13 protein-coding genes are annotated in these 12,739 nt (G+C 72.0%); 6 read left to right on the top strand and 7 right to left on the bottom strand.

What is annotated here, in order from left to right:
- Window positions 1-387: 387 nt before the first annotated feature.
- On the bottom strand, window positions 388-3,108 hold the full coding sequence (locus ACFQMF_RS12095; protein WP_256408051.1) for an AAA domain-containing protein: 2,721 nt from the start codon (window positions 3,106-3,108) through the stop codon (window positions 388-390).
- 113 nt (window positions 3,109-3,221) lie between these two features.
- Here ACFQMF_RS12095 and ACFQMF_RS12100 point away from each other — a divergent pair, with 113 nt between their 5' ends.
- Complete coding sequence (locus ACFQMF_RS12100) at window positions 3,222-3,773, top strand: hypothetical protein (RefSeq protein WP_256408052.1); 552 nt, start codon at window positions 3,222-3,224, stop codon at window positions 3,771-3,773.
- A 428-nt stretch (window positions 3,774-4,201) separates the two neighbouring features.
- On the opposite strand, the gene ACFQMF_RS12105 is transcribed toward ACFQMF_RS12100, so the two are convergent.
- Together ACFQMF_RS12105 and ACFQMF_RS12110 are read right to left on the bottom strand one after the other, a co-directional pair.
- Window positions 4,202-4,570 (bottom strand): cupin domain-containing protein, encoded by a 369-nt coding sequence (locus ACFQMF_RS12105; protein ID WP_256408053.1) that lies wholly within the window; start codon window positions 4,568-4,570, stop codon window positions 4,202-4,204.
- A gap of 74 nt (window positions 4,571-4,644) precedes the next feature.
- Complete coding sequence (locus ACFQMF_RS12110; protein WP_256408054.1) at window positions 4,645-5,556, bottom strand: 1,4-dihydroxy-2-naphthoyl-CoA synthase; 912 nt, start codon at window positions 5,554-5,556, stop codon at window positions 4,645-4,647.
- Window positions 5,557-5,783: 227 nt separating this feature from the next.
- Here ACFQMF_RS12110 and ACFQMF_RS12115 point away from each other — a divergent pair, with 227 nt between their 5' ends.
- The 3 genes from ACFQMF_RS12115 to ACFQMF_RS12125 are packed head-to-tail and all read left to right on the top strand — an operon-like array spanning window position 5,784 to window position 8,409.
- A complete protein-coding gene (locus tag ACFQMF_RS12115) occupies window positions 5,784-6,809 on the top strand; it encodes an ABC transporter substrate-binding protein (RefSeq protein ID WP_256408055.1) in 1,026 nt (341 codons plus the stop codon).
- Window positions 6,809-7,612 carry an ABC transporter permease gene (locus ACFQMF_RS12120; protein WP_256408056.1) on the top strand — a complete coding sequence of 268 codons (804 nt, stop codon included), beginning with the start codon at window positions 6,809-6,811 and terminating at the stop codon, window positions 7,610-7,612. Before ACFQMF_RS12115 ends, ACFQMF_RS12120 begins: the two co-directional genes overlap by 1 nt.
- A complete protein-coding gene (locus tag ACFQMF_RS12125) occupies window positions 7,600-8,409 on the top strand; it encodes an ABC transporter ATP-binding protein (protein WP_379792032.1) in 810 nt (269 codons plus the stop codon). Before ACFQMF_RS12120 ends, ACFQMF_RS12125 begins: the two co-directional genes overlap by 13 nt.
- A 4-nt stretch (window positions 8,410-8,413) precedes the next feature.
- Here the strand turns inward: ACFQMF_RS12125 and ACFQMF_RS12130 are convergent, their stop codons facing one another.
- The 4 genes from ACFQMF_RS12130 to ACFQMF_RS12145 form a co-directional block, all read right to left on the bottom strand.
- Window positions 8,414-8,575 carry a hypothetical protein gene (locus ACFQMF_RS12130; protein WP_256408058.1) on the bottom strand — a complete coding sequence of 54 codons (162 nt, stop codon included), beginning with the start codon at window positions 8,573-8,575 and terminating at the stop codon, window positions 8,414-8,416.
- Window positions 8,576-8,642: 67 nt separating this feature from the next.
- Window positions 8,643-8,867, bottom strand: coding sequence for a hypothetical protein (locus ACFQMF_RS12135; RefSeq protein ID WP_256408059.1), 225 nt, complete (start codon window positions 8,865-8,867; stop codon window positions 8,643-8,645).
- A gap of 137 nt (window positions 8,868-9,004) precedes the next feature.
- Window positions 9,005-9,643: a deoxyribose-phosphate aldolase gene (gene deoC / locus ACFQMF_RS12140; protein ID WP_256408060.1), complete on the bottom strand. Its 639-nt coding sequence runs from the start codon at window positions 9,641-9,643 to the stop codon at window positions 9,005-9,007.
- 167 nt (window positions 9,644-9,810) lie between these two features.
- Window positions 9,811-10,173 (bottom strand): Hsp20/alpha crystallin family protein, encoded by a 363-nt coding sequence (locus ACFQMF_RS12145; RefSeq protein ID WP_256408061.1) that lies wholly within the window; start codon window positions 10,171-10,173, stop codon window positions 9,811-9,813.
- A 157-nt stretch (window positions 10,174-10,330) separates the two neighbouring features.
- Between ACFQMF_RS12145 and gatD the strand changes: the two genes are divergently transcribed.
- Together gatD and ACFQMF_RS12155 are read left to right on the top strand one after the other, a co-directional pair.
- The gene (gene gatD, locus ACFQMF_RS12150) at window positions 10,331-11,644 is read left to right on the top strand and encodes a Glu-tRNA(Gln) amidotransferase subunit GatD (protein ID WP_256408062.1); all 1,314 of its coding nucleotides are present in this window, start codon (window positions 10,331-10,333) and stop codon (window positions 11,642-11,644) included.
- Window positions 11,641-12,732, top strand: coding sequence for a GNAT family N-acetyltransferase (locus ACFQMF_RS12155; RefSeq protein WP_256408063.1), 1,092 nt, complete (start codon window positions 11,641-11,643; stop codon window positions 12,730-12,732). Before gatD ends, ACFQMF_RS12155 begins: the two co-directional genes overlap by 4 nt.
- The last annotated feature ends 7 nt before the right edge of the window (window positions 12,733-12,739 follow it).

The raw sequence follows: 12,739 nt of genomic DNA on the forward strand, positions 1-12,739 counted from the left end.
GTGGTGAACACCTCCAAAGCCCCAGCCGCTCGGTACTATGCGATCGGTGACTGCGGATCGACGGTAAACACCTCCAAAGCCCCAGCCGGGAGGACGGCGCACGCTCGCTGTGCTCCTCACTCGGTCGCTCACGGTGTTCGCTCCCTCGTTGTGGTGCTTGCGTCGCCTGCGCCGTCCTCCCGGCTGCCCCTTTGAGTCCCGCCCGACCGCAACCACACAGCACCTCACGCCTCCCCAACCTCGTCGCTGGCGGCGACAGCCGCCAGCGACTCCCTCGCGCGTGCGATTCGCGCCCTTCGGGCGCTCATCGGCACGCGCCACCGCGCCGGTGTATAAGCGATCGATGCTGTCGCTCACCGACATGAACGAATCGCGCCGATACCCGCCTCAGCGCCGCGCCCAGTCGAGCATGCGCTCGTAGAACGGCTCCGAGACGAGCGCGTCGGCGTCGCCGACGAGCGTCAGCTGCTTCCTCGCCCGGGTGAGCGCGACGTTCATCCGGCGGTGGTCCTCGAAGATCGGGCCGTCGAGGTCACCGGTCGCGACCAGCGAGACGACGATGACCTCCTTCGAGGAGCCCTGGAAGCGGTCGACCGTGTCGACGGTGACCGGCGTCCGCCGACCGATCTCCGCGACCTGCGCGCGGAACGGGGCAATGACGCCGACGTCGTCGGGGTCGACGCCGGCAGCGAGGTAGGCGTCGACGACCTCGGCGACGCGCTCGGCCTCCCGGACGTTCCGGTTCCCGTCGCGGGTCCCGTCCGGGTCGACGAAGTCGACGCCGCCCGCGAGCCCGTCGGGGAGGTCGGCGGGGTCGACGCCGAGGTCGCGGAGCGTCTGGCCGGCCACCTCGGGGGTCGCCGGGCGGAGCGCGCCGTCGTAGAACTCCGCGGACGCGAACGCCTGGATGCGCTGGCTCATCCGGTACTGGCGGTCGAGCATGACGCTCGCGTCGGGGTACGCCTCGATGAGTCGCTCGAAGAGGGACGTTCGGAGGTCGTTCTCGGCGCGCACGACCGGCGGGAGCTGCTCGTGGTCGCCGACGAGCACGAACCGGTCCGCGCGGTTGATCGCGGCGTGGGTGCCCGGCTCCGTGAGCTGGGAGGCCTCGTCGACGAGGGCCACGTCGAACTCGCACTCCCGGAGGACCCGGGAGCCGCAGGCCGCCGTGGTGGCGGCGACGACGGGGGCGTCGCGCAGCTCGGCGGCCTTCGCGTTCGGGTCGCCGCGCTGGACGAGCCGCACGTCCTGCATGTCGCCGCGGACGCCAGTCTGTGTGCCTACGCGCAGCACGTCCTCGAAGCCCTGATCGCGCAGGGCTTCGAGCGCGTTGTCGACCGCGCGGTTGGTGAACGCCGAGAGCAGCACCCGGTTCCCCTCCTCGACGAGCGCGCGGATCGTCCGCGCGATGGTGTACGTCTTCCCGGTCCCCGGCGGGCCGTGGATCAGCGCGCAGTCCTCGGCGTCGACGGCGAGCTCGACGGCCTCGTTCTGGGCGTCGTTGTTGCCGATGTAGGCGTCGGGGGCGTCCGGGTCGTCGCTCCCCGGCACTCCAGCCGGACGGTCGGCGGCGTCCCGAAACTCCGGCTCGCGCCGCCCGAACAGCACGTCCTTGCGCGCGTCGCTCCCCTTCAGGATCGCGTCGTGGAGCGCGGTGAGCGAGCGGTCGACCGAGATCTCCGAGGGGTAGACGTCGAGCCGCCGGAGCTCGACCGGCTCGTCGGTCTCGACGACGACCTCGTCGCCGCACAGCCCGGTGATCCGGCCGAGCTCGCCGTGGCCGCTCACGGGGTCGCCGTCGCTCGCGAGCGCCACGTCGCCCTCGCGGAGCTTCGAGACGGCGTCGTCGGGCTTGCGGGCGCGCAGCTCCCACCGCGCGTCGTCGATCTCGGTCTGCGAGACCGGTTCGAGGTCGATCAGCGCGCGGTCGTCGGCCGCCCGCTCTTCCGGGGTCTGCTCCCACAGCTTCCGGTACTCGGCGTGCGTCTCGCGGCGCTCCTCTTCGAGGGCGACGTAGAAGCGGTCGAAGTAGTCGCGCTCCGCGTCGGGGACCGGCGTCCCGACCGACTCCGCCTTCGACTCCTGGTCGAGGCGGCCCGAGACGACCATGCAGGTGTCCTGCTCGAAGCAGTACTCGCACTTCGCGTCGGCCTCGTACCCGGTCGGGACGGTCGGGCGCTCGCCGGGCTCGTTGAGCGCGCGCCACTCCATCGCCGCGAGGGCGTTGCGCTCGCGGACGACGAACTCCAAGAGGCCCCGGCCCACCGAGAACTCCTTGGCGGGCGCGAGGTCGCCCGACTCCTCGTTGCGGTCGAGGGCGGTGTTCTTCGTGTACAGCAAGGTCCCGATGTCGGGGTCGACGCCGCGCTCGTCGAGCATGAGCGCGTAGCAGGCCGCCTGGATCTTGTCGTGGAAGCGCGGCTCGCGCTTGGTGTTCTTCCCGGTCTTCAGCTCGACCGGGGTCCCCCGGCGGAGCGCGTCGGCGCGGCCCTTCAGGCCGAACGTCGGCGAGATGAGGGTGAACTCCGACCGCCAGGTGTCCTCGTCGGAGAGCGTTCCCTGCGCGAGCCACCCCTCGATCGCGGCCGCGTTGCGGCGCACCTCGTCGGCGACCTCCTCGGGCTCGTACCCCAGCAGGCCGAGTTCGAGCCCGGCCTCCTCGACGCGGTCCGCGACCGACGCCTCCAGCTCCATCCCGCGGAGCAGGTCGCCGAACACCTCGTGGACGATCGTCCCCTTGACCACCGGGTAGTTGAGCGGGATCCCGGAGAGCTTGTTCAGGTAGTACATCCGCGGGCACTGCACCCACGACCGGATCCCGGTCACGTCGACGAGGAAGTCGGGTTCGAGCACGACCCACGAGTCGCCCGTCGTCGCGTACCCCGTCTCGCCGCCGAACTCGTCCGCCTCGGCGTCAGTGATGAGGAGCTCCATCCCCGGCTCGGCGTGCTCGGCGGTCTCCGCCCACTTCCCCCACAGCGTCACGTCGACCGGGTCGGCCGCGCCGCGCTCGGGCCGGACCCGGAGCTCGCGGAGCTCCCGGTCCCCGTGCGACGTCGACACCGTCCGCGCCTCCCCGACGGAGAGGATCGGCCCCCGAACGTTCACGGCCGTCATCGGCGGCGGCCTCGAAAAACGCTGTCGGTGGGGGTCGATCCCGTCGTCCGCTCCCCGCCGCGACCGACACGCTCAAGCGCGTCTCTCCGCTACCATACGCCGACATGCGCGTACGAGACTGGGACGACATCCTCGCGGACGTCGCGAGCGACTCGACCGACCCGGACGGCTGGCGGGCCGTCGCCGGCTCCCGGCGCGAGGGGCTCGGCGAGGACCTCTACTTCGGCCACCCGAACGTCGGCGTCTACCACCTCAAGACGTACGCGAAGAACCCCCGCGACCTCCGCGGCGTCGGCGCGCGCGTCGCTCGCAAGGTCGACGGCGAGCTCGATCCCCTCCTCCCGGACGAGGAGTCCGCCGGCCGGTTCGCGGTGCGGTCGCCGCCCGAGGACGAGGAGGCGGCGAAGGACGCCGCGACGCGGCTCCGCGAGACGCTGAAGGTCCACGCCGAGGCGCCGACCGACCCCGACCACCTGTTCGAGGACGTGATGGAGGCGATCGACGCGCCGGCGTTCGGCCCGATGGACTACCGGTTCGACGGGCGCCCGGACGAGCTCGACGAGCTCTCCGAAACCTTCGACGAGGCCGAGGCGCTCCTCTCGGCGGAGCTCGACGACCTGATCGACGAGGACGACGTCGACCGCGGCTTCCATTAATAAGCGGGCTTCCGGAGCGCCAACTCGGTGCTCGCGGAGCAAGCGTGATTCAGCGCCACTCGCTTCGGTCCGATCGCGATCGGTCCGCTCGCCGTGACGACCTCCAAAGCCCCAGCCGCTCGGTGATACACTCCTGATTCCAGAACGACAGTGACGACCTCCAAAGCCCCAGCCGCGACGACTCGGGGGCCTTGCTGCGCGCCTCGCTCAGTCGCTTCCGCTCCTTCGCTGCGGTGCTTGCTGCGGCCACCTTCGTCCTCGCGGCTGCCCCTTTGAGTCCCGCCCCGGACCGCTCCGCACCGCAGCCTCACACCTCCCCAGCCTCGTCAGTCGCCGTCGCTTCGCTCCGGCGACTGACTCCCTCGCGCGTGCTCCTCGCGCCCGCTGGGCGCTCGGCGGCACGCGCCACCGCACAGCGAATCCCCGGCTCAGTCGTCAACCTGCTCCAGATCCTCCCTGGTCAACTCGTTCTCCACGTCGCCCGTGTTCCGCGTGCCGGCCGGCTCGAACAGGAGGATGTTCGCTTCCGGCTCGGCGACCGGGCGGTGCTCGGTCCCGCGGGGGACGACGAGCAGTTCGCCTTCCTCTAGGACCGCGTCGTCGCGATCGCGGAACTCGATCCGGAGGCGCCCCTCGGTGACGAGGAACAGCTCGTCGGCGTCGGCGTGGCTGTGCCAGACGAACTCGCCCTCGGCCTTCGCGAGCTTCACGGCCTGTCCGTTCAGCTCGCCGGCGAGGCGCGGGTCCCAGCGCTCGTCGATCGACGCGAACGCGTCCGCGAGGGTCACCTTCTCCATGCGCGCCCGTTGGCGTGGCGGCGGTTAAACCGTGGCGCGTGGGTCGCGCCTCCGGAGCGCGGTCGACGGCCGACTCAGTAGTGCCAGGGGTAGTCGCGGAACTCCGGCTCGCGCTTCTCTAAGAACGCGTCTCGGCCCTCCTGGGCCTCGTCGGTCATGTACGCCAGGCGGGTCGCCTCGCCCGCGAACACCTGCTGCCCGACCATGCCGTCGTCGGTCATGTTGAACGCGTACTTCAGCATGCGCATCGCGGTCGGCGACTTCTCCGTCATTTCGTCGGCCCACTCCAGCGCGACGTCCTCCAGCTCCTCGTGCGGGACGGCCTCGTTGACCATCCCCATGTCCGCGGCCTCCGCGGCGGAGTAGGTCTTGCCGCGGAAGAACACCTCGCGGGCCTTCTTCTGACCGATCTGTTTGGCCAGGTAGGCGGACCCGAACCCGCCGTCGAAGGAGGCGACGTCGGGGTCGGTCTGGAGGAACTTCGCGTGCTCGTCGCTCGCGAGCGTCAGGTCGCAGACGACGTGGAGCGAGTGACCGCCGCCGACCGCCCAGCCGGGGACGACCGCCACGACCGGCTTCGGCATGAACCGGATCAGCCGCTGGACCTCCAGGATGTGGAGCCGGCCGGCGCGCGCCTCCCTGACGAGCGGGTCGTCCCCGTCGCCCGCCTCGTCGCCGTCGCGGTACTCGTAGCCGGAACCGCCGCGGACCGACTGGTCGCCGCCGGAACAGAACGCCCAGCCGCCGTCCTCCTCCGAGGGGCCGTTCCCCGTGAGCAGGACGCAGCCGACGTCCGCCTGCTTGCGCGCGTGGTCGAGCGCGGCGTACAGCTCGTCGACGGTGCCGGGCCGGAACGCGTTCCGGACCTCGGGGCGGTCGAACGCGATCCGGACGACCGGCACGTCGACGCCGCGGTGATAGGTGACGTCGTCGAACTCGTCCGTCACCCGCTCCCACGCGTCGGGGTCGAAGATCTCCGAGACCATGCGTCCCCGTTGGCGGCCGATCGCATAAACGACGGCGGGTCGGTCGCGTCGACGCCGCGGGTTTCGCAGATGTTGCATCAATCGATGACGACCGTTCTCGACTTGACACGCGCGAGTCGACACTCGAAGCGCTATCGGGGCCGATCCGTCCGAATCCGGCCGTCATCGAAATCGGCCTTCGTTGCTGGTGACGCGGGGGTGTTGCCCGCGGCGGCCGTTTACGACGTATGTACGACACACGCGCACCGACGTCGCGTCGGTCCGTCCTCGCCGCGTCGGGCGGCGCCGCGACGCTCGGGCTCGCGGGCTGTCTCGGCGGCGGTGGCGGCGGTCTCGACGAGCTGACGGTCGCGCATATGCCGATCTATCCCGACCTCCAGTGGTACGTGATGGAGGGCGAGGGGTACTTCTCCGAGATCGACGCCGAGGTCACGGGGCAGGAGTTCACCGACGGCCCGGCGATCGTTCAGGCGTTCGGGGGCGGCGACATCGATATCGCCATGTTCGGGATCGTGCCGGCGATGATCGTCATCGACCGGGGGATCCCCGCGCAGGTGACCGCGGCGAACATCCGCGAGCCGATGGGGATCATGGCCGAGGAGTCGTTCCACGAGCCGTTCGAGGCCGAGGGCGGCGACGCGTTCGCGACGTGGGCCGAGGCGAACGGCCGCCCCTTCCGCTTCGGCACGTTCCCGCAGGGGAGCGTCCCGGACGTGCTGCTCCGGTACTGGCTCCAGGAGATCGGCGTCGACCCCGAGTCGAACGAGGACGTCGAGATCATCGAGATCAACGGCGCCAGCGCGGTCTGGCAGGCGATCGCGAACGACGAGATCGACGGGACCTCGATCATGGAGCCGGTGCCGACGATCGCCGCCGAGGAGGGCTCGTCCGTCACGATGCTCCGGACCGCCGCCGAGATCCTCCCCGGCCAGCCCGCGGCCGTCACGCTGATGAGCGACGCGGTCCGCGAGTCGCCGCTGGCCGCGCAGTTCCTCGAACAGCACGTCCGCGCCACCGAGTTCATCGACGAGAGCCCGGACGCGACGGCCCAGCACGTCGAGTCGGGGATCGGGATGCCCGCCGACCGCGCCCGGCGCGCGCTCGACTCGCCGCTGTCGAACTTCGTCACCGACCCCCGGGAGATCGCCGAGGCGACCCCGGTGTTCTCGGAGTTCGCGGCGAACAACGGGCAGATCGAGGCACAGCTGTCGAACGAGGCGATCTTCGACTTCGAGATCTACGACTCGCTCTGATGTCGACCGACACCGGTAGCCGGTTCGACGGGGGAGCGCTCCGCGCCGGCCTCGGCCTCGGCGACCCGCGGCGACTCCTCCGCGGCGCCGCCGGCGTTATCGGCTTCGTCGTCGTCTGGCACCTGGTCTCGCTCACGCAGCCGGCGTACGTGCTGCCGTCGCCGGCGGCGGTCGCCGACGCGTTCGCCGAGGAGCTCGCGTCCGGCACGATGACGGCCGCGCTGACGTCGAGCGTCCGCCACTGGGTCCCGGGGACGATCGTCGGCACGGGGCTCGGCGTCGCCGCCGGCGTCGCGTTCTCCTGGAGCGACCTCCTCGACGACGTGACTGCGCCGCTCGTGCGGACGCTCCGACCGGTCCCCCCGCTCGCGCTGATCGGCTTCGCGATCGCGTGGTTCGGGATCAACGACGCGGGCGCGGCGTTCATCATCGCCGTCGGCGCCTTCTGGATCAACTACTACGCGGCGTACGAGGCCGTCGAGGGGATCTCCGAGGACCTGCTCGACGTGGGCCGCACGCTCGGCGTCCGCGGCGACCTCGACATGGTCCGGTCGGTCGTCCTCCCGGCGTCGCTCCCGGGGATCCTCACCGGGGTCCGGACCGGCCTCGGGCGCTGCTGGATGCTCGTGGTCGCCTCCGAGATATTCGGCGTGCCGGGCGTCGGCCGCGAGATCCTGCGCGCGAGCAACAACCTCCTCGTCGACACGGTGATCGCGTACATCCTCGTGTTGAGCCTGATGTACCTCCTCGTCGACGTGGCGTTCCGCGCCGTCCAGCGGAGGGTGTTAGTGTGGCGGGCGTGAACGACGGGCCGATGACGGCCGACGGTCGCACGGGCGCGGCCGCCGGGGAGTCCGGGGTCGTCGTCGACGGCGTCGGCAAGACGTACGACGGCGACGGGACGCCCGTCCGCGCGCTCGACGACGTCTCCTTCGGGGTCGAGAGCGGCGAGTTCGTCTGTCTCGTCGGCCCGTCCGGATGCGGGAAGACGACGCTGTTCCGGGTCATCGCCGGGCTCACCGACGCCACCGACGGGGAGGTCCGAGTCGCCGGCACCCCGGTCACCGGACCGACGACCGACATGGGCGTCGTCTTCCAGGAGTACCACCTGTTCCCGTGGCTCACCGTCGAGGAGAACGTCGGGTTCGGGCTCGAACGGAGCGACCGGTCCGCGGCCGAGCGCGCGGAGCGGGTCGACGAGATGCTCGACCTCGTCGGGCTCTCGGAGTTCCGGGAGTCGTACCCGAAGTCGCTGTCGGGCGGGATGAAACAGCGCGTCGCCATCGCGCGGGCGCTCGCGGTCGACCCGGAACTGCTCCTGATGGACGAGCCGTTCGGCGCGGTCGACGCGCAGACCCGGGAGATGCTCCAGCGTGAGCTGCTCGACGTGTGGGCGTCGACCGGGAAGACGGTGCTGTTCGTCACCCACGACGTCGCCGAGGCGGTGACGCTCGCCGACCGGATCGTCGTGATGGCCGCCGAGCCGGGCCGCGTCGCCGAGGTGGTCGACGTCGGCGTCGACCGCCCCCGCGAGCGCGGCGACCCGGCCTTCGGCGAGCACGTCGCCCGCGTCCGGGAGCTGATCGGCGCGGGGCCGTAGCTCGCTAGCTGTCCCCGTCGGCGGCGGCCGCCAGCTCGTCCATCCGGGTCCGTATCACCGACAGCGTCGCGTCGGCGTCGGCGTACCCCCGGTCGTAGTCGTCCAGCGCGGACTCGGTCTCGTCGAGGAACCGCTCGACGGCGGCCTCGACCGACTCGTCGCTCATGCCCCCCGGTTCGGTCGCCGGTCTGTTAACCCCTCGGTAGGAGCTCCGGCCTCCCCGAGCGCGCGACTCAGCGCCGGCGCAGCGCGTACGTCGCGTAGCTGACGGCGACGAGCAGCCCGACCGACAGCAGGCTCCCGTACAGCGCCGGCGAGACGGCGACGTACTCGCCGAACGGGTCCGTGAGGGCGAGCACGCCCACGGTCAGCGCGACCGAGATGAGGATGCCGATCGCACCGAACGCCTTGAACGCCGTGTCGAGGTCCGGACGCGGCGATCCGCGCGAGTGACTCATACCCCCGCGTAGACGCTCCGGTAATAAATGCCCACGACGGGATTCTCACGCCGAGGGAACGGGCGACTGCGGGCGAGCGGCGGACGGCTGGAACCCCGGAAACCGAGCGGGCGCGGTCGGGCCGCCCCCCGGCGCCGTCACTCGGGGTACCCCTCGACGATCTCGACGCCGGAGGAGGCGCCGATCCGCGTCGCGCCCGCGTCGAGCATCGCCCGCGCCTCCTCGTAGGAGCCGACGCCGCCGGAGGCCTTCACCGGGAGGTAGCCGCTCATCAGCTCTACGTCCGCCACCGTGGCGCCGCCGTCGGCGAACCCGGTAGAAGTCTTCACCATGTCGGCGTCGGCCTCGACGGCGGCCTCGCAGGCGCGGCGCTTCTCGGCGTCGGACAGGAGCGCGGTCTCGATGATGACCTTCACCGGGACCGGCACCGCGGCGACGACGCCGGCGATCTCGGCGGCGACGGCGTCGTCCTCGCCGGCCTTCAGGCGACCGACGTTGATCACGAGGTCGAGCTCGTCGGCGCCGTCCTCCCACGCGGCGACCGCCTCGTCGCGCTTCGCCGCGGGCGCGTGCTGCCCGTGCGGGAACCCGACGACGGTCGCGATCGTCGACGGGGCGCCGTCGCGGTCGGCCGCCTCGGCGACGTAGCAGGGCGGGATACAGGCGTTCATCCCGTGCTCGGCGGCCTCGTCGAGGACGGTCTCGACGTCCCCCCACGTCGTCTCCGGGCCGAGAACGGTGTGGTCGATGCTGGCGGCGAACGCGTCGCGGTCCATGCGCTCACGGTCCTCGCGACCGATAAAAGGCGTATCGACCGAGGGAGGCGCGCCGACTGGAAGGCGCGCCGATCGGGGACGCGCACCGACCGGGGACCCGGTCCGCGACCGGTCGGCGTCGGCGGGAGAGGGTCGACGCGTGGCGTCGGCGGGAGAGAGTCGACGCGTCAGCTCTCGATCTCGATCTCGGTTCCGGTCACCGCGGCGTCGACGACGGCGGGGAGCCGCACCGTGAGGATACCGTTCTGGTAGGCGGCCTCGATGCCGTCCTCGTCGACCGTCTTCGGGAAGCGGAACCGGCGGTGGTAGGTCCGGCGCGTGCCGCGCTCCTCGTCCTCGTGTTCGGCGGCGATGTTGAGGACGCCGCTGTCCCACGAGGCCGTGATCTCCGCGGGGTCGAACCCGGGGAGCTCTACCGTGAGGACGAACTCGTCGTCCTCCTCGTACAGTTCGTAGTCGTTACCACCCGATTCGAACAGTCGGCTCGGGAAGTCGAGCCCCTGCGTCCACGAACTGGCTGGCGTCGGCATGGCCATTGCTGACCACCTCGTGTGCGGTCGATCATAGGGTAGCGATTCTATATGAATTTTACGAACCGTACGCGTTGATATCAATTGACAAGGTCGCCCTCGCGGACGGGACCCGCGAACGGTTGGATTCAAGTCCGCCGCAGGGGAAGCGGGTGGTATGCAACCGGGAGATCGCGTCCGCGTCGAGCGCGGGGACGTCACGAACGAGGGCGTACTGCTCCCCTCGACGACTCGCGACCACCTCGTCGTCAAGCTCGACGGGGGGTACAACGTCGGCGTCGACCGCGACGCGGCCGACGTGGAGGTGCTGGAATCCGGCGCCCGCGACGTGGACGACGGGGCCGACGCGGGCGGCGGCGAGGCCTCGGAGATCACCTTCGACGACGACCTGCCGACGGTGTCGCTCATCTCGACCGGCGGCACGATCGCCTCCACCGTCGACTATCGGACCGGCGCGGTCACCGCCCAGTTCGACGCCGAGGACGTGTTGCGCGCCGTCCCCGACCTGGCCGGCCGCGCGAACTACCGCGGGCGCGTCGTCGCCAACATCCTCTCCGAGAACATGGAGCCGACCATCTGGCGGGAGCTCGCCGAGGCGGTCGCCGAGGAGGTCGCGGCCGGCGCCGACGGCGTCGTCGTGATGCACGGCACGGACACGATGCAGTACTCCGCCTCCGCGCTCTCGTTCATGCTCGACTCGCCCGTCCCGGTCGTCTTCACCGGGAGCCAGCGCTCCGCGGACCGCCCCTCCTCCGACAACGTGATGAACGCGGTGTGTGCGGTCGAGGCCGCGAAGGCCGACCACGCCGAGACGCTCGTCTGCATGCACGCGAGCCCCTCCGACGACGCCTGCGCGCTCCACCGCGGCACGCGCGTCCGCAAGAACCACACCTCCCGGCGCGACGCCTTCGAGACGGTCGACGCCGAGCCCCTCGGCCGCATCGACTACGAGGCCGCGGCCGAGGCGGGCGCCGACGGCGACGCGGCCGACGCAGCCATCGAGTGGGCCCGCGAGCCGCTCCCGCGCGGACGTGGGGCCGTCGACGGTGCGGACGAGGACGCCGACCTCGCGACCGCGACCGACCTCGACGCCGACGTGGAGCTCGCGAAGTTCACGCCCGGCATGGACCCGGCCGCGTGGGACTACCTCGACGGCAAGGACGGCGTCGTGATCGAGGGGACCGGGCTCGGCCACGTCCACACCGACCTCATCCCGCGGATCGAGGAGCTCGTCGAGGGCGGCACCGTCGTCGCGATGACGAGCCAGTGCCTCGCGGGCCGCGTCTGCGACCGCGTCTACGACACCGGCCGCGACCTGCTCGACGCCGGCGTCGTCGAGGCGGGCGACACCCTCCCCGGCACCGCGAAGGTGAAGCTGATGTGGGCGCTGGCGAACCTGTCCGACCCCGCCGAGGCGATGGGCCGCGACCTCGCCGGCGAGCTGACCGAGGAGTCGCGGCCCTGGCGATGACGGCGTCGAGCGGCGGGTTCGACGTGACCGTCCGCGAGGCGCGCCCCGCCGACGCCGACGCGGTCGCGGCGTTCGCGCGGGACACGTGGGGCGAGCGCCACGACGACTACATCCCGCGCGTGTTCCCCGAGTGGGCCGCGTCCGACGACCCCGACGCCGGGACGTTCGTCGCGACGCTGCCGCCCGCGGCGGTCGCCGAGAGTGACGCGACCGTGAGCGCCGCCGACCGCCAACCCGGCGACACCCTCGTCGACGGCGACGGGGCGGGGGCGGCCGCCCCGGGCGAGCCGGAGGCCGTCGTCGGCTGCATCCAGGGCGTCATGCTCTCCGAGTGGGAGGCGTGGGGGCAGGGGATCCGGGTCGACCCCGCGGCCCGCGGCCTCGGCGTCGGGACCGCGCTCTCGGAGGCCGCGCTCGACTGGGCGCGCGAGCGCGGCGCGACCGTCTGCCGGAACATGGTCTTCTCGTGGAACGTCGCCGGGCTCGGCCAGTCGCGCGCGGTCGGCTTCGAGCCCGCGACCGAGTTCCGGTTCGCGGAGCCGACGCCCGACGCGGACGCGGTCGACGCGGCCGACGCCACGGGGGCCGGCGCCACCGAGGCCGACGGGATCGGTCCCGTCACCGACCCGGACCCGGACGCCGCGTGGGCGCTCTGGGCCGACAGCGACGCCCGCGACCACCTGCGCGGGCTGGCGCTCGACGACGGGGAGCCGTGGGCGTGCTCGGAGCTCACCCGCGAGCGGCTCCGGGTCGCGGCCGACGAGGACCGCCTGGTCGCCGTCGCCGACGCGGACGCGCTCGCCGGCGTCGCCGTCCGGACCCGCGTCTCCGAGGGCCCGGGCGACGAGGAGTGCGGGGGCGGGCCCGAGCGGACCGCCGAGTACGGCGCCGCCGCGTGGCGCGACGTCGACGCGGCGGGCGCGCTCTACGCGTCGGTCGCGGCGGACGCGGCCGCGGTCGACGCGGACGCGACCCGCGTCCTGATCCCCGAGACGGTCGACCACGTGAGCGACACCGGGGCGAACCGGGTACCGGTCGCCGCCGAGCCCGACTTCGTCATGCGGGCGGACCTCACGGGCGAACTATAAGCGTCGC

The organism is Halorubrum rutilum (assembly GCF_042665015.1).
In the GTDB taxonomy this organism is placed as follows: Archaea; Halobacteriota; Halobacteria; order Halobacteriales; family Haloferacaceae; genus Halorubrum; species Halorubrum rutilum.